This window comes from Bacillus sp. FSL P4-0334, from assembly GCF_038004825.1.
In the GTDB taxonomy this organism is placed as follows: domain Bacteria; phylum Bacillota; class Bacilli; order Bacillales; family Bacillaceae; genus Bacillus; species Bacillus velezensis.
The window spans coordinates 2,486,367-2,506,616 of record NZ_JBBORX010000001.1 but is presented as its reverse complement, the minus strand read 5'-3'; the positions used below and the strand labels follow the sequence as shown (position 1 = coordinate 2,506,616).

Sequence of the window (20,250 nt, the reverse complement as noted above, 5' to 3'; positions counted from 1 at the left end):
CTTTTCAAGTTATGTATTCATTTATTGTAACGGGAAGTCAGAAGATTGAAAACTTTTTTCATAAATAAAAAAGCAGAGTCTCCCCTGCTTCTTTATTACGCGTATAGCTCTTCAAGCTTTTTCTGCACATCTGCGTTTTCAAGAAATTCGTCATAAGACATTTGTTTGTCAACAATGCCTTTAGGCGTTAATTCAATGATGCGGTTGGCAATTGTCTGTACAAACTGATGGTCATGAGATGAAAACAGCATAGCGCCTTTAAAGCTGATTAAGCCGTTGTTAAGCGCCGTAATGGATTCCAAATCTAAGTGGTTTGTCGGTTCATCCAGAATTAAAATATTCGCGCCGGAAAGCATCGCTTTTGAAAGCATGCAGCGCACTTTTTCTCCTCCGGAAAGAACGTTTGATTTTTTGTTGACTTCTTCTCCTGAGAACAGCATGCGTCCTAAGAAACCGCGCAGAAAGCTTTCGCTTTGGTCATGCGGCGAGTACTGGCGGAGCCAGTCAACAAGGTTCGCGTCGCTGCCGTCAAAATATTCGCTGTTGTCTTTAGGGAAGTACGCCTGAGAAGTGGTCACGCCCCATTTAAATGTGCCGCTGTCTGCTTCCATTTCCCCGGAAATGATTTTAAACAATGTCGTAACGGCAAGTTCGTTGCGGCCCGTAAAAGCGATTTTATCTTCTCTGTTCATAATAAAGCTGACGTTATCAAGCACCTTAACCCCGTCAATCGTTTTTGTTAAGCCTTCAACCCGCAGCACGTCATTTCCGATCTCACGTTCCGGCGTGAAAATGACATAAGGATAACGGCGTGATGACGGTTTGATATCATCAAGCGTGATTTTATCAAGGAGTTTCTTTCTTGATGTCGCCTGCTTTGATTTAGAGGCGTTGGCGCTGAATCTGGCCACGAACTCCTGAAGCTGTTTAATCTGCTCTTCTTTTTTCTTGTTGGCTTCCTGAGAAAGCTTTAAAGCAAGCTGGCTGGATTCATACCAGAAATCATAGTTGCCGACGTACACTTGAATTTTATTAAAATCAAGATCGGCGATGTGCGTGCACACTTTATTTAAAAAGTGACGGTCATGGGATACGACGATGACTGTGTTCTCAAAGTTGATTAAAAACTCTTCCAGCCACTGAATCGCTTTCAGATCCAAGTGGTTGGTCGGTTCATCAAGCAGCAGAACGTCCGGCTTGCCGAACAGCGCCTGTGCCAAAAGCACTTTCACCTTTTCTGAACCGCCTAAGTCCGCCATTTTCTTCGTATGCAGGTCTTCAGAGATGCCCAGGCCCTTTAACAAAATAGCGGCTTCACTTTCAGCTTCCCATCCGTTTAATTCCGCAAACTCTCCTTCAAGCTCAGCGGCGCGGATGCCGTCTTCATCTGAAAAATCAGGCTTCATATAAATCGCGTCTTTTTCCTGCATGACTTCGTATAAACGTTTATGTCCCATAATGACGACTTTCAGCACTTCGAAGTCTTCATATTCAAAGTGGTTCTGCTTCAGAATGGCAAGACGTTCGCCCGGGCTCATATGGACATCGCCGGTCTGCGGCTCCAGCTCACCGGATAAAATTTTCAAAAATGTTGATTTTCCGGCACCGTTTGCGCCTATTAATCCGTAGCAGTTGCCCGGCGTAAATTTAATATTGACATCTTCAAATAACTTGCGATCCGCAAAACGCAAGCTCACATTATTTACAGCAATCATTTAGAATCCTCCATCGTGTCTATCATCATTAAAAGTATACCATGAATAAAGGGGAAGAGAAATGTTTCCCTGCGAATATACGGGTTTGAAAAGATGCAGGCGTCAAACCCGGAGCCCTGTGATACAATAGATATATATACATATTCATCACGGAGGAACAAGTTGAAGCTTTTAACACTCACAGAATATTGTCTTATGATTTTCTTTACCGGGGTTTTTCTGGCCGTCACAGGCTTTACCGCACGTGACATCGGCTTGTACGTCGGAATCGCCCTCATTTATACGTTTTCGCATCTCTTTTCAAAACGGATGCTTGAAAAACGCGGCAAAGAGAAGCAGCAGGTGAATCTTTTTTTCAGCGTTCTGGCCATTGTCGGATCAGTGCTGGCCACGGTAATGTTCATCGCCATCGCCGCCTCGTTTGCCAAATAAAAACGCCGGCCGTCCAAATCGGGCAGCGCGGCGTTTTTATTTTGTCTGACGCATATCATGAAACGGGAAGAACACAAACTTCGAGGTGCCGACGATCCGGTTTTCGGCAATTAAACCGAGTCCGTTCCGGCTGTCCATTGAGTTCAGCCGATTGTCGCCCATGACGAAGTATTTGCCTTTCGGAACCTTTACGGGGCCGAAATCTCCCGTCAGGTTGACTCCCAGTTTTTTCGCTTCTTTTTTATTGCTCGCGAGGTACGGTTCTGCGATTTTTTTGCCGTTTATATAAAGCGTGTCATTTTTCATTTCCACCGTTTCTCCAGGTTTTCCGATGAGCCGCTTTACATAATGGACTTTCGATGTATCGCCGTTAATAATGACGATGTCTCCCCGCTCGATTTCTCCGATATAATTGACGCTTTTGTTGACAAACAGCCTTTCACCGTCATGTAATGTCGGGTACATTGATGATCCTTCCACTAAGTACGGTTCAAACAGGAAATGGCGGATTAACAGCGCAAGTGCAACCGCTATAATGATGGCCTTTCCCCATTCCCAATATGTGTTGGATTTTCTTTTTACCGATTTTTCAGAAGTAGGTTTTTGTTCTTCAGTCAACGTGGTTCCTCCTAGACGATCACTGTTTCAGTTCATGTACCATCTTTACTTTATCATAACTCATCACAAAATACATAACGCTTCTATGCGTACATGATTGAAAAAAGCGCCCGTAAAGGACGCTTTTTGCTTATTTCTCTGCAACCGGTTTTTTGACGATTCCCAAGATAACCGCCGTTACAATCGCTCCGATCACGATGCTCATTAAGTAAAGCAGCGGATGGTTCGTAATGAATGCAACGAATATTCCTCCGTGCGGTGCAGGAAGCGTTACCCGGAAAAACTCTGTCAACCCGCCCGCTACCGCAGAACCGACAACGGCTGCAGGGATGACACGAAGCGGATCAGCCGCTGCAAACGGGATGGCGCCTTCTGTAACGAAAGCTGCTCCCATGAAGTAGCACGTAATACCGGCTTCACGGTCACGTTTAGAGAATTTGTGTTTAAAGAATGTTGTCGCCAGTGCAATTCCAAGCGGCGGAGCCATTCCGCCCGCCATGATGGCCGCATGCGGCGCATAGTTTCCGGCATCAATCATCGCAATTCCGAAAGTGAACGCCGCTTTATTGAGCGGGCCGCCCATGTCGATAGCCATCATACCGCCTAAAATAATACCCATTAAAACAAGGTTTCCGGTTCCAAGGCTTTCAAGCCAATTTGTTAAGAAATTCATGAACGCTGCGACAGGTGTGTTTATGACAAATTGCATCAGAACTCCTGTGATAAAAATACCGAGCAGCGGATAAATCAATACAGGTTTTAATCCGTCAAGAGTCTGAGGAATAAAGACAAACAGCTTTTTCAAAAGGACTACGACATAACCGGCTAAGAATCCGGCAATCAGTCCGCCCAAGAATCCGGCATTCGCCTGCGTAGCCATAAATCCGCCGACCATACCCGGCGCAAATCCCGGACGGTCCGCAATACTCATTGCAATGAATCCGGCAAGAACGGCAACGATCAGTTTTAACGCATTATCGCCGCCGATAAAGTTCAGCGCTGCGGCAAACGTGTTGTATGTCGGGTCTTTCGGATCAGCTGAATGAATTCCCCAGAAGAATGAAATCGCAACGAGAATTCCGCCGCCGACGACAAATGGCAGCATGTTGCTGACACCGCTCATTAAGTGTTTATAGAAAGTACTTCCGATGCTTGTGCCTGATTTCTGTTTCGGGCCGTCTTCATTTGAAGCGGAAGATCCTCCGCCGCTGCCCTCGTAAATCGGCGCATCTTGGTTAACGGCTTTTTCAATCAGTTCCTGAGGACGTCTGATACCGGCCGTTACAGGCACTTGAAGAACATGTTTGCCTTTAAAGCGTTCCATTTCAACCTGTTTATCAGCCGCCACGATAATCGCAGGCGCGTCTTCAATTTCTTGAGCCGTCAGCTTATGTTTGATACCGCTTGAGCCGTTTGTCTCGACTTTAATGTCAACGCCGAGCTCTTTCGCTTTTTCCTTCAGTGCGTCAGCTGCCATAAACGTATGGGCGATACCTGTCGGACATGCCGTAACGGCAAGGATTTTGCCTTTTCCTGACGGCGCTGCCTGTTCTTCCTGCTCTTCTTCTTCCTCATCGTCATCTTTGTCATGCTGATTGATGATGTCAATGATCGCATCTTCTGATTCAGCTTCAAGAAGCTGTTTGCGGATTTCCTCACGCATGAGAAGCGTGGAAAGTCTTGATAATGCCTCAAGGTGCGTATTATTCGCTCCTTCGGTTGCCGCAATCATAAAGACCAGGTGTGCCGGCTGACCGTCTAATGATTCATAATCCACACCATCTTTTGAACGGCCGAATGCGATGGCCGGGTTAATGACGCTCGCCGTCTTCGCATGAGGGATGGCAATGCCTTCGCCTATTCCCGTTGAGCTTTGGCTTTCACGATTTAAAATGGCTGCTTTGTAAGCCTCTCTGTCATTTAATCTGCCGGCTTTGTCAAGCACTGTCACCATTTCATCGATAACGTTTTCTTTCTCTTTGCTTTCTATATTGAGATGAATTGTATCTCTTGTTAACAGCTCAGTTATCTTCACTTTTCTTTCCTCCTCTATAGACGTGTGACTTTAACTTCAGGAAGAAGCTGCTGTACAAACTCTTCAGTTCCGAGTTCTTCAGAAAATGCCGTCGCGCTTCCGGAAGCAACTCCTAAACGGAACGCATCTTCCAAAGGCAGCTGTTTTGAAATTCCCGCAAGGAATCCCGCGACGACGGAATCACCCGCGCCTACCGAATTGACAAGCTTTCCTTTAGGAACATTGGCGAGGAAAACCGCCTCTTTCGTAAATAAAAGCGCACCGTCGCCAGCCATCGAAACAATCGCATGTTCAGCGCCTTGTTCAATCAATTTTTTACCGTAAGGAACGGCAGCTTCGGCTGAATCAATGACCGTATTGAACATTTCGCCAAGCTCATGATGATTCGGCTTCATCAAAAACGGTTTCATTTCTGTCGCTTTCATCAGCGCTTCACCGGAGATGTCCACGACTACCCGGGCATTCTGCTTTCTGCATGCCTCAGCAATTTTTTCATACGTGTTATGCGGCAGGGAAGAAGGAATGCTTCCCGCTAAAACGACGATGTCTCCCTCTTCCAGAGCGGAGAACTGTTCTAAAAAGGCATTGAACACTTCGTCTGAAATCGTCGGGCCCTGTCCGTTAATTTCCGTTTCATCGCCCGTTTTCAGTTTTACATTTATACGCGTGTCTTCATCCACCTCAGAAAAAGCCGTTTCCAGACCTTCCTGCTGCAAAAATGACGTGATATAATTTCCGGTAAATCCGCCGACAAACCCCAATGCTTTTGACGGCACATGGTGTCTTTTCAGTAATCTCGAAACGTTGATGCCTTTTCCGCCGGGATACTTCGTGTCATAGCTGGAACGGTTTAAACCGCCTACGGCAAAATCTTCAACGTGAACGATATAGTCAACAGACGGATTGAGGGTTACAGTGTAAATCATGGTTTCACTACCTTTACGACAGTTTTTTCTTGGTAATTATCGAATGCAAGTTCTTCAGCTTCAGTGGTAATGATAGCGGCATCGCCCAAGGCGGCGAACGCTGCGAAAGAAATCTCGCCGAATTTAGAAGGATCGGCTAAAACATACGCATTTTTCGCCTGTCTCACAGCCTTTGTCTTCAGAAGAGCCTCATCCGGATCGGGTGTTGTAAAGCCGGCTTCAATGTGCACGCCGTTCACCCCGAGGAAGCTTTTGTCAAAACGGTACTGGCTGACCGCCGTTAATGAGGCGCCGCCGATCATCGCACCTGTTCTATGCTTCACATATCCTCCGAGAAGATAAAAGGGGATCCCTTTCCTTATTAAAGCGTCGATATGCATAACTCCGTTTGTGACAACCACAATGTCCTTAGATGGATCTATAAAATCAATCATGTGCAATGTAGTTGTTCCCGCATCAAGATAAATACAGTCACCTTCTTCTAATAAAGATGCCGCTTCTTCTGCGATCTTCAGTTTATCCTGAAGGTTTTTGGAGGATTTTTCAAGCATATCGGGTTCTTGCCTGCTGTTGGAAAGTTTAGACGCCCCGCCGTGAACGCGCTTTAAAAATCCGCGCTCTTCAAGTGTTGATAAATCTCTTCTGATCGTTGATTCAGAAGCATTTGTCATGCTTATCAGCTCTTGAATCTTCACCACATCACGCTTTTCAATCTGATCCATAATCAGCTGATACCTTTCAGGAGTGAGCATATTCCGCCTCCTTTGGAAACGTATTCATTTCGGCTGCAAGATAATTGTAAACGCTTTTTTTACTTCTAGCAACTAAAATCACTCAAATTCATTCAATAACTATCAAAATCTTTCACATTTGTTCATATTAACGTATGTACATAGGGTTTGTAAACTGTAAATTCGACAAAAAGGGGGACAATTGTATGACATTTTCTTTTTATCATAAATGAAAAAAGTCTATTATATTCATTCAATCATTAAAACACAAAAAACCCCATGCAGACTGCATGGGGTACGGGTTATTCATACCGTAACGCTTCAATCGGATCTAAGCGAGATGCTTTGTTGGCGGGCAGCATGCCGAAAATGACACCGATCAGCATACTGAACAGCACACCGATACAAACCACCTGCCAGGAAACGAGCGACGGCCAGCCTGCGATAAGGGAAACGAGTGATGCTCCCCCGTAGCCGAGACAGATTCCGATTAAGCCGCCGATTAATGTAAGCACAACAGATTCAATTAAGAATTGTGTCAGAATCTGTCCTCTCGTGGCACCGAGCGATTTGCGGATGCCGATTTCTCTTGTCCGTTCCGTCACTGATACGAGCATAATATTCATGACCCCGATCCCGCCGACAACGAGAGAAATACCGGCGATCGAACCGATGATCGTCGTCATGACGGTCGTGACCTGACCGATGCCCGCCGCGATTTCTTCCATATTCATGACTTGATAGGCCTCTTTTGTACCGTGATTGTCATTTAAGAGACGGGCCGCTTCTTTTCCTGTTGATTTGATTTGATCAGCGGACTCCGTCTGAACGGAAACGTTGCTGTAGTCGTTAGTACCGAAAGACGTTTTCAGCATGTTGAACGGCACATACATTTCACTGAGTCCTAACGATAAAAAGCCGCTCTCTTCTTTCAGTACGCCGATTACTTCTACGGGCTGTCCGCCGGCCCAGACGATTTTTCCGAGCGGAGACGTTTTCCCGAACAGCTTTTCAGCCATTTTTTTCGAGATGATTCCTGCTCTTTTCCCGGAAAGAAAATCATTGTCCGTAAATGTCCGTCCATCTTGAACGTCCAGCTTTTTTACGTCCATGTAGCCGCTGTTAATGCCGTTCAGCGTAATATCCGTGTCTTCTTCATGGTAACGGGCCGTCATGGATTTTACCGCGGAAGCGACAACCTGCTTTACGCCGTCCACTCCTTTTAATCCATTAATATCTTCTTCTGTAAAACTCGCTTCCTGTAAGGCGTTCGGATTGGCTGTTAATTCTTCATCACTGGGCATGTAAAACAATTCAATCGTATTGCCCGGCCCGCTGATGGATTGCTTCAGCATTTGCTCTCCGCCCTGGCCGACAGCCACAACAACGATTACTGAACCGACGCCGATAATGATTCCGAGCATTGTCAGAATCGATCTCAGCTTGTGAGCTCTTACGGAACTGAGGGCCATCCGGAGATTTTCTGACAGGCTCATTCCCCCACTCTCCTCTGCTCAGCATCGCGGGAAACGATCATGCCGTCACGGACGAAAATCACTCTGTTTGTACAGTCCGCCACTTCAGGCTCATGAGTCACAAGCACCACGGTCACGCCCTCTGCATTAAGCTCTGTGAACTGCTCCATAATGGAAATGCTTGTTTTCGTATCCAGCGCGCCGGTCGGTTCATCAGCTAAAATGAGCTTCGGTTCGTTCACAATGGCTCTTGCAATCGCGACACGCTGCTTCTGGCCGCCGGACAGCTCATTCGGCATGTGACGCATCCGATCCGCCAAACCGACTTTTTCCAGCGCATGCTCAGCCCGTTCCTCACGCTCTTTTTTGCCGATACCGGCGTAGATCATGGGGAGTTCGACATTTTTTCTTGCATTCAATCGCGGCAGCAGCTGAAATTGCTGAAAGACAAATCCGATTGATTTGTTCCGGACCGCCGCAAGCTCTTTTTCGGTGCATGAAGAAACATCTTCGCCCGCAAGCCTGTAACTGCCGGACGTCGGTCTGTCCAGACAGCCGATGATATTCATGATCGTAGATTTTCCCGATCCCGACGGTCCCATAATTGACACATATTCTCCTTCTTCAATCGTCAAGTCGATTGAACGGAGAACATCAAACGTCTCCTTGCCGATCTGATAGCTTTTTTTCACCTTTGAAAGCTGAATCATCTATGCTTTCACATCCGTTCCGTCAGTCAAACCGTCAGCCGGATTCAGAATGACTTTATCATCCTTTGAAAGCCCCTCTTTTATCTCCGTAAGCTGATTTGCGGTATCGCCGACTTTAACTTTCACGCGTTTGGCCTTCCCGTCTTTTACCGTAAAGACCCAGTGCTCATCTCCGTCTTTTTTGACCGCGGAGGACGGCAGCGTATCGGCTTTCCGTTTGTCGGTTTCAATGTTCATAATTAATTTAAACCCCGGCTTGCCCTCCGGAAGGTTTCCGATCAGCTTAACCTGAAACGGATACTGCACAGCCTGTTCCGTGCTTTCCCCCGAAGCAGCGCTTGACTTTTGATCAGGAACGAGGCCGACAGCCGCCACTCTCCCTTTCCACGTTTTACCGGGGATGGCGTCTGAGGTAATCGTAACGCTTTGTCCCTTTTTCACTTTCAGCGTGTCGTATTCGGACAAATTGCCGGCAACGATCAGGTGTTCCGGGTCTCCTATATGTATAACCGGTTCTTGAATATCCGATTTTTTAGAAGCCGCTTCTTGATTTACCGAGATTACCGTCCCGTCCATCTCACTCTTAACATTGAGATTCGCCACCTGATTTTCAAGAGACTGCTTTTGCAAATCAGATTGCTTTAATTCGATTTCCGCCGTTTTTTGCTGAAGCTGCAGATCAGTCCGTTCGGATTCAATTTGTTTTTTGGCTTCCGCTTCTCCCACTTGTTTTGCCAGATCTTGTTCCTTGCTGTTTAATGCTCTGAGTTTTTCTTCAACTTGTTCGATTTGCATCCGTTTTGATTGTTCTGTCAACTCGTTTTGTTCTTTATCAAGATTGAGCTGCTCATTTGTATACGTGACTAACGACGATCCTTTTTTTACTTTGTCGCCTTCTTTTACTTTCACTTTATCAAGAGTTCCTTTATCCGCTTCATAAAAAACATACTGTTCTTTAGAGAATTTAAGTGTTCCCGGAACCATAACCGTAGAGGAGATTTCTCTATTTTCAATGGTTCCGGTTTCGATTTTTTTCCCGGCGCTGCCGCCCGCGGGAGCGGCAGACTTATAAATATTGATACCGATGAATACTGCAACAATTACGGCGATGCCGATTCCGATCCAAATTTTTTTCATGTTATACACCTGCTGTCACTGAACTTAACAGTCCTCCGACTGCTGAAACTAAAAGCATAATAACAAACAGGACAATCGCGGAAGTCCAGGCCGCTTTTTTCGAAATGCCGCCTGTATAGCGAAGTCCCAAAGCGAGCAGAATATAGCTCCAGATGCTGAAAATGTCGAACGCGCTTAAAAAGACCGCGACGCCGTCTCCGGCCGGTATGACACTCGCCAAAGATGTTACGGCATACAATGAGCCCGCACCGGTAAAATAAGTAACAAGACCGTTAATAACTAAGCCGATATTGGTAATAAATGCCGTAAACAGGCTGAGTGAGAGCATTTTTTTGTAAGTTGTCACGCCGCCTGAAATTTTGACGCACAGCCAGTAAATGAGCGGAACGATAAACAGAGCGATAATGCCCCCGAAGATTCCTCCGAACATCGTGCCGAATTTAGCGAAGGTTTTGGTCATTTCAATCTGATCATCCGTCAAACCGTCAAGAGATGGGCTGTTCAGCACTTCTTCATAATTCATCCCCAGTCCGCGCAAAATACTGCCGGCCGCGATGAGAATGATGACAATCAGGAGAGGAATGCCGATGACCGGCTTTTCTTTTAATCTTTTAAACTGCACAACAGGACTTGTAATGACGCCGAAAATTGACGGCTTTTCCGTTACTGCCGTATTGCCTTTTTCCAGGTTTGGTTCCATATTGCTGATGCCTCCTATGTATTATTCTGTTTATACGTACGCTTTAGGCTGAGAGAAGTTTCAATTTTTTTGCCGTTTGCGTATTTATGCTAAATTGTAACACAAATTCTCAGCTTTACGTTCCATAATTATGTAAAAAAAAGCATTGTCAGACCGGTATGACGGGAGGCTCAAAGCCTTGTGAAGGCACTGTCTTCAGCCTATTCATGCAGTCAAAACCAGCTCAATCGCAAATCCCTTTAAATCCCATTTAGATATTCTCTGGAATTCAGCGCCTATATACAAAAAAGCCGGATGGCAATGATGCACATCCGGCTCTTTTTTCACCCTCCGCTTACAGGAGGGATAAAGGCAATGGTATCACCTTCTGTTACGATGCTGTTGTCTTTTACATATGTTTCATTGATTGCGATCATGGCATTGTCAATCGTCTGAAGGCCGTACCGTTCCTTTAGCAGCGTTTTTACAGCAGACGCCGCCGTCTCTTTTTCGTCAAGTTCAATGACCGGTGTTCCCGCCTGCTCCGCAAGCCCGGCAAACAATAATACTTTAATCATCGCGATTCCCCTTTATCCAAATCCGGTTTTCCGTTCGGATAGGGCGTTGTTTCCAGCTGATCGCCTATCCATTCTTCTCCGTCTTCCCAGATTTCTTTTTTCCATATCGGCACAATCTGTTTTATCCGTTCAATTGCATATTCATTCGCCTCATATGCCGCCTTTCTGTGCGGAGAAGACACGGCGATTACGACCGCGGCTTCTCCGATATCAAGGACGCCGACACGGTGAGTGATTGCAGCTTCGGCTCCTTCCCATTTCGCGCTGATTTCACTGCCGATTTGAGAAAGCATTTGAACAGCCATCGGTTCATACGCTTCATATTCGAGACGCACCGTCCGCCGTCCTGCAGTCCACTCTCTGACCGTGCCGATAAACGTTGTGATGGCGCCGGCTTCACGCTTTTCAACTTTTTTTACGATATTTTCCGCAATGATAGGTTCCCTTGTAATTTGAAAACGTTCCATTTATGCAGATTCCCCTTTCAGCTGCGAAAGCACAAACATCATGGCAGCCGGATCGTCCGCATGGAATACGGGCATGCCTGCATCTGCCGGCATATGCTCCGTATTTCTGCTGACAACCGCGATCACGCGCTCCAAATGCTTCAGCTTTTGCCAATCTTCGCTGTCTTTGATCATAATGATTTTCGGATGCGGCGCATGTTTAAATCCCTCTATGAGAAGACCGTCAATTCCCAGACGTTCATACAGACTGATTAAACCCGCCAGATCCCATTTTTTTCGCGCCGTAAGCTGCAGGACGCCGTCCCCTTCTACTGCCGTAACCGCGGCCCCGGCTTTTGAAAAACGCTCCGAGTCTTTTCCGTCAGAAAAAGGTTCCGGCTCTCCGCCATGTCCGTGATGTTTTAAACATCCAATATCGCACTCTTTCGGCGCCGCTTTCAGCACACGTTCAATAAACGTTGTTTTACCGCTGTTTTGAAAACCTACGATCTGGACGATCGGGAAAGAATTGACCACGGCCATTCACTTCCATTCTCATCACGGATGAGGAGCGCGTGAACCGTCCGGCCCGCTTCATATCCCCTCGTTCCTCCCGGCAGAAGGATAAACGCGTTTGCTTCGGCTAGAGATGTGACTGAGCTTGATTTGTCGAGGCCGACCGGTGACGCCATCATCTTTCCGTCCTTATGATAAACAAACGCCCTCACAAATCTCGTAAACGGATTCGGCTTCGGAAAGTCGTTTATTAACACGGCTTCCGCCCATCCGGAATGAGGTTTTTCATTCAGAAGCCACGTCTGAATCATCGGTTTGACAAACAGGGTGAATCCGACATAACATGCGGACGGATTGCCTGAAAGGCCGAACAGCAGCATGTCATCGGCCCGGGCGACAGTTGTCACGCTCCCCGGGCGCATTGCCACTTTGTTAAAAAGAACTTCCGCTCCGAGCTTATTATAAATGTCTGGAAGAAAATCAAAATCGCCGACTGACACGCCGCCGGTCGTGATCAGAAAATCAGCTTTTTTCATAGCTTCCTTCACCGCATCATAGCTGTCATCAAAATCATCGGAAATTTTCCCTAAGTTCAGCGGCACCGCGCCCGCTTCAATGACCTGGGCATACACCATCGCAGCGTTGCTGTTGCGGATTTTCCCCGGCTCAAGCGGATCGCTGACATGAAGAAGCTCGGTCCCCGTTGCGATAATGCCGACAACCGGCTTTCTGACCACGGGAACGGAAGCATAGCCGAAGGTTGCTAAAAGAGCGGTTACGCCCGGCGTGATTTTCGTCCCTTTTTTTAATAGCGGGCTGCCCTTTTTCGCATCTTCTCCTTGATATGAAATATTATCGCCCGCATGGAAAGGGCGTTTCACTGACATGTAATTCGTCCCGTTTTCAGAAAACGTTCTTGTCAGCTCAAGCATCACTACGGCATCCGCGCCTTTTGGAATCTGCGCCCCCGTCATAATGCGGACCGCTTCATAAGGCCCGAGTTCTTTTTCTGACACGGCGCCGGCCCCGATATGGTCAATGACTTCAAAGGTGACGGCATTGTCACGGGAAGCCGTTTTTGAATCGCTCGCCCTGATGGCAAACCCGTCATACGGGGAACGGTTAAAGGCCGGCACATCATGATCCGCCTTAACATCCTCCGCCAAATAGCGGTGGAGACTGTCCTCAAGCGCCACCCATTCGGTATCCCCCTGTTTTTTATACCGGCTCACCCGGCGGACTGCTTCGTCCACCTGAATCGGCGTTCTTTTTTCAAGCATAGCAATATCTCCCCTTCCTACAGGCCGATCACCCTGGCCAGAACTGAATTTGCTTCTTTTATATCGTTTGTACCGTGAATCAAAGCCCGTCCGTCCTGAAAAATAACGATTCTGAAGCGCTCATACGCCATGTGCAGCAGAAATTCATTTGCTTCCACTTTACCGATCTGCTTCAGACGTTTGACAAGTTCTTCTTTATCCAGCCTCTTTAAGGCTTCCGATCTGATTTGAACGGTGTCTCTTCCGCACAGCACGCTTGCTTTCGGCCTGTTTTCAGGCTGCAGATACGGATATACGGGCTCCGCGCCGCAGGAAGGGCAATGATCCCGTTTGATCTGATCCACATTTATGCTCATATTGGTGTTATTCCACACGTCAAACGTGAAAAAGCGCCGATTTACCGCCGCATGATTTCCTGTCAGCAATTTCAGCGCCTCAGCCTGCTGATAAGCGGAGACGATATGAACCGCCGGAGGTATGATACCTGCTGTATCACATGTCGCTCCGCCCACGGGCATTTGCTCAAACAGGCAGGATAAACACGGCGTAACCCCCGGAATAATCGTCATGCACATTCCCTGACTGCTGACACAGGCACCGTAAATCCAAGGTGTTTTCGTTTTCAGCGCCAGATCATTGATGACCATTCTCGTTTCAAAATTATCTGTCGCATCCACGATGCAATCCGCTTGTTCGATCAGCGGTTCGAGCGTTTCCGCCGTACCTTCCGCCGCGTAAGCATCGATATGTATATCACTGTTTACCGCCAAAAGACGCGCCTTAGCCGCCATTGCTTTCGGCAGGCGCTGTCTCGCGTCTTCTTCTGTATACAGCTGCTGTCTTTGTAAATTGCTCCATTCCACATAATCCCGGTCAATAATCGCCATACGGCCCGCTCCGGCTCTTGCCAGGCCCTCTGCCGCGGCTGTTCCGAGGGCTCCGGCTCCGACAATCAGGACACTGCTGTCAGCCAGCGCCTGCTGCCCTTTTTCCCCTATCGGCTTAAATCTTGTCTGCCGCGAATAGCGCTCTTCCATCTGTGTTGTCCCCTTGCATTTTTATTTCCATCATACCATGTTTCTTCCCGATCAGTCTTGATTTGAAGACTCGACATGCGCCAAAAGTCTGGTGTAATCGTCCTGTGTGTTGATATTAGCGAACTCCTCCGGCCCGGCGCCGATGTCTTCAGCCTGCACATAACAGACAGACAGCCGTTTCAGCGTGTCTGTCATTTTCAGTTTGTTTTGTGTCAGCTGATCAAAAAGCACATCCTGCACCCGTTTATGGTAAACCGCCAAGAGGGGCTGCTCTCTGTTTTCACAAACCGGTATGACAGCGTCCAGGTTTCCGGTCAGCTTCATTTCAAGCGCAGCCATCGTTTTTCTTGTCACGAGCGGCGTGTCACAGGATATGACCGTATATATTTCGCCTTCCGTTTGTTTCATTGCCGTATAGATGCCGGCAAGCGGGCCCATTCCCCGAAACCGCGGCTCATCGGCCAAAACATGCCGCTCCCTGTTTGATAAGAACTTTTTTATATGCTCAGGGCGGCTGATAATTACCGTTTCTCCGCCGCCGAAGGCTTTTTTCGCCTGTTCATAAAACATGCCGCCCTTCCACTTTGCAAAAGCTTTCGGTTCTCCGAATCTTCGGGAAGCTCCCCCTGCTAATATTACATTCACCCGTTTCATGTCATCTCTCTCCCATTCTATATAAAAGCATAGCAAACGCCTCAGCCGAAATACAATATTACGGTGCTTGTCTGTTTAATTAAGAGGAATAGCCGTTGATCCTTTCCCATATTGTAGTGTTAACATCATGAGGGAGATGGTTCTTATGAAAATATCCGGTCCGTTTTTCCACGACACTTCTCAAGAGAACCTTTACTTGAAATCCGAACTTTCCAGATGCAGAAAATTAATTTCAGAATTTGAAGCAAGCTACTTCCATCAGAAAAATAATAAGCTTCAGGAGGAAAACGCCAATATTAAAGAGCGGCTTCACAAGCTTTCTGACGAATTGGAAGCCATGGCTCAAAAACACAAACAGACAAGTGACACGGAACGTTCTTTGCATGAAATCAGAGCCGGGCTGCTCGATAAAATCGTCATTTTGCAAGAACTACTTCAGCAGGAAACGTTTCGGCGGAAAAATGAGATGGAAGAAAAGCACCGTCTGCATCTTACAAATGTAAAATTTGAAGAAGAAAATAAAAACTTACATACCCGCATCCGCTCACTTGAGACCGCCATTCAAACTGAACGGACTTCTCACGAAGATATGAAACAGCGTTATCATGCCGCTGCAGACGAAAATACCCGGCTTCAAACACAAATGATAGAAAAAGAATACCAGCTCAAACATATTAAAATAGAAATTAATCATATGAGAGATCGAATACTAGAAACAAAAGAACGGCTTGTAGAAATAGAAAAAACGAAAGAAAAGTTATTTCAAGAAACCATTCTTTCGTATAAACGGCAGCTGGACGAAAGTGATGCTTGGATTGCCGGCCATTTTGCTGATATTGACAGCCGCACGGCGGAACCGGCGGAACAAGCTCTGGAAATCCCTTCTGTTTCCAAAGAGACTGTTCAGGCAGAAGACTTGCTTAAAGCCGTTACCGAACAAGTCATCTCCCTGCAAAAACAATTTGTACAATCAGAGTCACGCGATCAGTCGTTTGATGAAAAACTGGATGCGTTGAAAGAACGTGCTGACGGCGAAAAGCCTTTCCAAAAATATGTCGTCAAGCTTGAAAAAAAGCCTGGAAAAGAGGCGTCACTTCCGCAGAATAAGCGGGAAAACGCAAAAAAACTGCTTGAGTAACGCAAGCAGTTTTTACTGTTTTATTATTCAGCAGCCGTATCATTTGCCGTTTCTGCTGTTTCCTGAGAAATTTCTCCCTCAAGAATATATTGGCCGCGGTATGGTTTTTTCACTTCCGGATACATTTTAATTAAGCTTTGCATAAATGTTGTCATATTAGGAATTTCAAGGCCGCTTTCCTTTTCAATTTCCTTTTGCAGTTCGGAACTTTTGATCGCTGCATTGTGGCGTTTCAATGTTTTAATCGCTGCTTCGCGCAGTTTTGCCGCTTTTGATCCCGGTCTCGCCGTCCCTCTTCTTCTTCTTGTAGAACCGTCTGGAATGCCGGCGGGAAGAGACGTAATAGACTGCATCTGCGGCTGGGAGGATTGAGGCTGTGCCTGCGGCTTTTGATAGCTTCTCATTTCCTGTGCTGCAAGCTCTGCAAGCACAGGGAGAGAGTCACTTTTTTTCTCCGGACGAAACTCTTTTTTTGTATCGGACAGGCTGCCTGTATTGTCTAATTCTCTCAGTTTTGCATATATTTTATCACGTTCTATTTGATATTCACGAATGACTTTTACCTCTGCTTCGTTCAATTGTTCTAAACGTAAGCGTAGCGCTTCTCTTTCATTAAACATGTGTAAAACCCCCTGTCAAAAATTTAAACGCTTTTATTAAGATATTAGATTACAAAAGTAATTTTATCAACTATTATTTTATCATTTTACTATTTTATTTACTCTATGAAAAATTGCTTATTTTCTGAAAATGGTACTTTATATACAAAAATCCCTTGTCATATAGGGGATTCTGGACAAAGTTCCAATTTATTCAACCATTTCAAAATATAACTTGAAATTACTTGTTTAATGAAAATTAGCGTGATATCTACAATTTTCGACTATAATATGTAAAAGATAATGATATCGATAAAACAAGCGGTACAGCGTGTTTACGGCTGTTTCTCTTATTTTTAAAGCCGCTCATGTCATATTGGAATTTTTTATCCAATAGGCACAAAAAAACCCTGTTACCTAAACGGCAAAGGGTTTGCAGAACCGAGACAATAGTCCGACGGAGATTGTCCCGATTACTCAGAAGCCCGCTCCGTTTCTGAAAGTACTCGGCTGACGCGTTTTTCAAGCATTTTCATCCCGCTTCCTCCCGCTTGAAAATGGCGGAGCTGTCCGGTTTTATCGAAAAGGTAATAAGCCGGCACATATTCATTTTCAAATGCTTCAGTCAGCGTATGATCGCTGTCGACGTAAATCGGCTGAGAGATATCGTGTTCAGCCGCTGTTTCCTTGATTTTCTCAAGGTCAAGATCGTCTTCGGAACGGGGCATGTGAACGGCCATCACATTCAGCTGATCTTTATATTTATCACGAAATTCGTTCATCTCAGGCATCGCTTCTTTACACATGCGGCAGCTGGCGGACCAGAAGTGAATCAGTGCCGGCTTTCCGCCGACCAGCTGTTCCTTCGTGACTTCTCTGTTAATCCATGCTTTAGCGCCTGTCAATTCAGGCATTTGCTGACGTAATTTCATCTTATTTCCCTCCTTATGAAAAAGGTTTTTTGCCGGGGCTTTCAGTTTCGCCGGGCAACGTTCTCCTGTTTTCCCTCCAAAGGATATGATTTGGCTGAATCACCATGTTAAAATGAGTGTGGCGATTCCTTAGTTCATATCTTCACAAAAATGATGATATTGAAACCGGGCAATATGAACAAATCATAAATGAAATAACTGGTTTCTATTAAAAGGTTTATTTTTTTTAAAAACGGGTATATCACTTTTAGCTTTTTCCGCAAAAGACTTGAAAGGAAGACATCACTATGATTGATTTAAAACACTTTGACTGGGCCGGGCTTCTCACATCTGCCGGGATTTTCATCATAAAGCTGGCTCTCATTATTTTAGCGTACTTTATTTTCCGGGCGGCAGGAAAAAAGCTGATCAAGCATCTGTTTCAGAAATTCGAGCAACAAAACAACCTCTCCACAGGCCGCGCTTATACTTTGCGAAGCCTCGCGCTTAATGTATATGGATACATCCTGATTTTCGTTTTTATCGTAATGATTTTGGATTTATTTCACTACAATCCGAGCGCTCTCATTGCCGGCGCCGGCGTGGTCGGTCTCGCAGTCGGCTTCGGGGCTCAGGGGCTTGTCAGTGACATCGTCACCGGATTTTTTATCCTTTTGGAAAAACAGATCGACGTCGGCGATTATATTACGGTTGCCGGCTACAGCGGCATTGTCGAGCAGGTCGGTCTCCGTACGACACAAATCCGGAGCTTTGACGGCACGCTTCACTATCTTCCCAACCGGGGCATTACGAATGTGAGCAACCATTCCCGCGGAACGATGCAGGCGCTTGTCGATATTAAAGTGCCGCTTGAAAAAAATCTTGATGAAACCATTCAAATCCTGCAAACCGCGTGTGACAAAGCAGCCGCTGAGTTCCCGCAGATTAAGGAAGGGCCGGACGTCATCGGGGTTCAGGATTTAAGCACGTCAGAAATGGTAATCAGAATCATTGCCAAAACAGAAAATATGGAGCAATGGCGGGTTGAACGCGTACTGCGGAGAGAAATAAAAATCGCGCTCGACCGTTTTAAAAACGCCGCTTCCGCCGAATAGAAAAACCGAAGCGTAAGCTTCGGTTTTTTCTTTTTAATGAAATTTTTTTTCCACTTCGCTGCAGATTTCGTCGGCGGTCATTCCGGAAGCCGTAATGACGGGAGCCTGAGTTGACGTATCGGCAATTCCTTGGACATTGCTGTCAAGTCCGGTTACAACACAGCAGTCACAATTCTTCGCATCCTCAGGAGTCTTCATCATCACTACGTCATATCCTTTTTGTTTTAACGCCTGTTCTACATCCGATAAAGATTGTTCAATTCCAATTTTTTTCGTCATATTGAACACCTCCGTTATGTAGAATGCTCAATTTTTGTTAGATTATTCTTCTTTTCGGATTTAATTGGCATACTTCGAAAAATATCCGACCATGACATTTACCGCGGTTTCCATCGCATCTTCATCCGGGTTCAGCTTGGCGTGATGAAGCCCGTGGGATGAATCGGCCCCCAGCCAGAACATAAAGCCGGGATATTTTTTCAGCATATATCCGAAATCTTCTCCGGTCATCGCTTCTTTCGCCGTTCTCACGTCAGCAAGCTGATGATCGCTGACAAATTGCATAAATTCTTCGGTCAGGCCGCTTGTATTATAAACTTGATGATAAACGGACGGATACGTGACTTTTCCTTTGCATCGGAAGCCGATTTCAATTCCTTTGACAAGCTCTTCAATCCGCTTTTTCACCATACGCATTGATTCCTCGGAAAGCGTCCGGATGGTTCCCTCCAGATGAGCATGCTCTGCGATGATATTTTGCGCCGTGCCCCCGGTAATCGTTCCGACAGTGATCACAGCGCTGTCAAGCGGATCCGTATTTCTGGATATGACCGTCTGCAGCTGCGTGACAAGCGTGCTCGCGGCGACGACCATGTCGTCTGCTGTATGCGGATATGCCGCATGCCCGCCTTTCCCCTCGAGATCGATGACGAGTTCGCTCGTATTGGCAAACAGCAAGCCGCTTTTGGTGGAGATTGTGCCTACAGGAAGCTCAGGTGCTATATGGAGAGCGGTAATCAAATCCGGCGTCCATTTTTTCAGCACATCGCTTTCAAGCATCGGTTCCGCTCCGCCCGGTCCTTCTTCAGCCGGCTGGAATAAAAAGAGCAGATCATGTTTGACGGGATGATGGACAAAATGATCAATAATGCCGAGCGCGATGGTCATGTGCATATCGTGGCCGCATGCGTGCATAAAACCGGGGTGTTCAGATGCAAACGGAAGCCCCGTCTGCTCTTCAATCGACAGAGCGTCTATATCCGCTCTGTAGGCGAGCATTTTTTCCGGAGCCGTGCCGTTGACTTTGACAAAGATGCCGGTTCTCCAAGTTTCAATTTCAATTCTTTCCTCCGGATATTGGTTCAATAGATTCAGCAGGTACTGTTGGGTTTTATATTCCTGAAACCCGATCTCCGGAATGCGGTGCAGATCTCTTCGGATGGCAATGAGCCGCTCTTTTTCCATATGTATTCCTCCTTGAGATAAGAATAAGGCGTGGATTTTATCATCCACGCCCAT

22 protein-coding genes are annotated in these 20,250 nt (G+C 46.3%); 3 read left to right on the top strand and 19 right to left on the bottom strand.

Features of this window, described 5'->3' with window-relative positions:
- Positions 1-95: 95 nt before the first annotated feature.
- Positions 96-1,715 (bottom strand): ABC-F family ATP-binding cassette domain-containing protein, encoded by a 1,620-nt coding sequence (locus NSQ37_RS13090; RefSeq protein ID WP_341123940.1) that lies wholly within the window; start codon positions 1,713-1,715, stop codon positions 96-98.
- A 162-nt stretch (positions 1,716-1,877) separates the two neighbouring features.
- Here NSQ37_RS13090 and NSQ37_RS13085 point away from each other — a divergent pair, with 162 nt between their 5' ends.
- The gene (locus NSQ37_RS13085; RefSeq protein WP_015239771.1) at positions 1,878-2,147 is read left to right on the top strand and encodes a hypothetical protein; all 270 of its coding nucleotides are present in this window, start codon (positions 1,878-1,880) and stop codon (positions 2,145-2,147) included.
- Between the two features lie 36 nt (positions 2,148-2,183).
- Here the strand turns inward: NSQ37_RS13085 and sipT are convergent, their stop codons facing one another.
- The 14 genes from sipT to NSQ37_RS13015 all read right to left on the bottom strand — a co-directional run bounded on the left by sipT (position 2,184) and on the right by NSQ37_RS13015 (position 14,969).
- Positions 2,184-2,765 (bottom strand): signal peptidase I sipT, encoded by a 582-nt coding sequence (gene sipT / locus NSQ37_RS13080; RefSeq protein ID WP_003154568.1) that lies wholly within the window; start codon positions 2,763-2,765, stop codon positions 2,184-2,186.
- A 130-nt stretch (positions 2,766-2,895) separates the two neighbouring features.
- Positions 2,896-4,800, bottom strand: a complete 1,905-nt coding sequence (locus NSQ37_RS13075; RefSeq protein WP_025284667.1) for a PTS fructose transporter subunit IIABC — start codon at positions 4,798-4,800, stop codon at positions 2,896-2,898.
- 14 nt (positions 4,801-4,814) lie between these two features.
- Positions 4,815-5,726, bottom strand: coding sequence for a 1-phosphofructokinase (gene pfkB, locus NSQ37_RS13070; RefSeq protein WP_003154572.1), 912 nt, complete (start codon positions 5,724-5,726; stop codon positions 4,815-4,817).
- Positions 5,723-6,478 (bottom strand): DeoR/GlpR family DNA-binding transcription regulator, encoded by a 756-nt coding sequence (locus NSQ37_RS13065; RefSeq protein ID WP_007409639.1) that lies wholly within the window; start codon positions 6,476-6,478, stop codon positions 5,723-5,725. Before NSQ37_RS13065 ends, pfkB begins: the two co-directional genes overlap by 4 nt.
- A gap of 281 nt (positions 6,479-6,759) precedes the next feature.
- A complete protein-coding gene (locus NSQ37_RS13060; protein ID WP_007409638.1) occupies positions 6,760-7,953 on the bottom strand; it encodes an ABC transporter permease in 1,194 nt (397 codons plus the stop codon).
- Positions 7,950-8,642 (bottom strand): ABC transporter ATP-binding protein, encoded by a 693-nt coding sequence (locus tag NSQ37_RS13055; RefSeq protein WP_007409637.1) that lies wholly within the window; start codon positions 8,640-8,642, stop codon positions 7,950-7,952. Before NSQ37_RS13055 ends, NSQ37_RS13060 begins: the two co-directional genes overlap by 4 nt.
- Positions 8,643-9,779, bottom strand: coding sequence for an efflux RND transporter periplasmic adaptor subunit (locus NSQ37_RS13050; RefSeq protein ID WP_060561748.1), 1,137 nt, complete (start codon positions 9,777-9,779; stop codon positions 8,643-8,645).
- Position 9,780: 1 nt separating this feature from the next.
- The gene (locus tag NSQ37_RS13045; protein WP_043021215.1) at positions 9,781-10,479 is read right to left on the bottom strand and encodes a Yip1 family protein; all 699 of its coding nucleotides are present in this window, start codon (positions 10,477-10,479) and stop codon (positions 9,781-9,783) included.
- A gap of 323 nt (positions 10,480-10,802) precedes the next feature.
- On the bottom strand, positions 10,803-11,036 hold the full coding sequence (moaD, locus tag NSQ37_RS13040; protein WP_007409633.1) for a molybdopterin converting factor subunit 1: 234 nt from the start codon (positions 11,034-11,036) through the stop codon (positions 10,803-10,805).
- Entirely contained in the window at positions 11,033-11,503 is a 471-nt protein-coding gene (locus NSQ37_RS13035; protein ID WP_003154579.1) for a molybdenum cofactor biosynthesis protein MoaE, read from the bottom strand. The genes moaD and NSQ37_RS13035 overlap by 4 nt, the downstream gene beginning before the upstream one ends.
- Complete coding sequence (gene mobB / locus NSQ37_RS13030; RefSeq protein ID WP_337681102.1) at positions 11,504-12,025, bottom strand: molybdopterin-guanine dinucleotide biosynthesis protein B; 522 nt, start codon at positions 12,023-12,025, stop codon at positions 11,504-11,506.
- Complete coding sequence (locus tag NSQ37_RS13025) at positions 11,986-13,278, bottom strand: molybdopterin molybdotransferase MoeA (protein ID WP_192452972.1); 1,293 nt, start codon at positions 13,276-13,278, stop codon at positions 11,986-11,988. The genes mobB and NSQ37_RS13025 overlap by 40 nt, the downstream gene beginning before the upstream one ends.
- Positions 13,279-13,295: 17 nt before the next feature.
- Positions 13,296-14,315 carry a molybdopterin-synthase adenylyltransferase MoeB gene (locus NSQ37_RS13020; RefSeq protein ID WP_007611113.1) on the bottom strand — a complete coding sequence of 340 codons (1,020 nt, stop codon included), beginning with the start codon at positions 14,313-14,315 and terminating at the stop codon, positions 13,296-13,298.
- A 51-nt stretch (positions 14,316-14,366) separates the two neighbouring features.
- The gene (locus tag NSQ37_RS13015) at positions 14,367-14,969 is read right to left on the bottom strand and encodes a molybdenum cofactor guanylyltransferase (RefSeq protein ID WP_130571042.1); all 603 of its coding nucleotides are present in this window, start codon (positions 14,967-14,969) and stop codon (positions 14,367-14,369) included.
- Between the two features lie 145 nt (positions 14,970-15,114).
- On the opposite strand from NSQ37_RS13015, the gene NSQ37_RS13010 reads away from it, so the two are divergent.
- On the top strand, positions 15,115-16,107 hold the full coding sequence (locus NSQ37_RS13010; protein WP_043021218.1) for a hypothetical protein: 993 nt from the start codon (positions 15,115-15,117) through the stop codon (positions 16,105-16,107).
- Positions 16,108-16,130: 23 nt separating this feature from the next.
- On the opposite strand, the gene rok is transcribed toward NSQ37_RS13010, so the two are convergent.
- Both rok and NSQ37_RS13000 read right to left on the bottom strand, forming a co-directional pair.
- Positions 16,131-16,727 (bottom strand): transcriptional regulator Rok, encoded by a 597-nt coding sequence (gene rok, locus NSQ37_RS13005; RefSeq protein WP_012117447.1) that lies wholly within the window; start codon positions 16,725-16,727, stop codon positions 16,131-16,133.
- Positions 16,728-17,179: 452 nt separating this feature from the next.
- The gene (locus tag NSQ37_RS13000; protein WP_038463805.1) at positions 17,180-17,638 is read right to left on the bottom strand and encodes a TlpA disulfide reductase family protein; all 459 of its coding nucleotides are present in this window, start codon (positions 17,636-17,638) and stop codon (positions 17,180-17,182) included.
- 287 nt (positions 17,639-17,925) lie between these two features.
- On the opposite strand from NSQ37_RS13000, the gene NSQ37_RS12995 reads away from it, so the two are divergent.
- Positions 17,926-18,732: a mechanosensitive ion channel family protein gene (locus tag NSQ37_RS12995; RefSeq protein WP_160223022.1), complete on the top strand. Its 807-nt coding sequence runs from the start codon at positions 17,926-17,928 to the stop codon at positions 18,730-18,732.
- Positions 18,733-18,765: 33 nt separating this feature from the next.
- On the opposite strand, the gene NSQ37_RS12990 is transcribed toward NSQ37_RS12995, so the two are convergent.
- Positions 18,766-19,011 (bottom strand): YkuS family protein, encoded by a 246-nt coding sequence (locus NSQ37_RS12990; RefSeq protein WP_003154596.1) that lies wholly within the window; start codon positions 19,009-19,011, stop codon positions 18,766-18,768.
- Between the two features lie 60 nt (positions 19,012-19,071).
- Positions 19,072-20,196: an N-acetyldiaminopimelate deacetylase gene (locus tag NSQ37_RS12985; protein ID WP_012117444.1), complete on the bottom strand. Its 1,125-nt coding sequence runs from the start codon at positions 20,194-20,196 to the stop codon at positions 19,072-19,074.
- Positions 20,197-20,250: the final 54 nt, after the last annotated feature.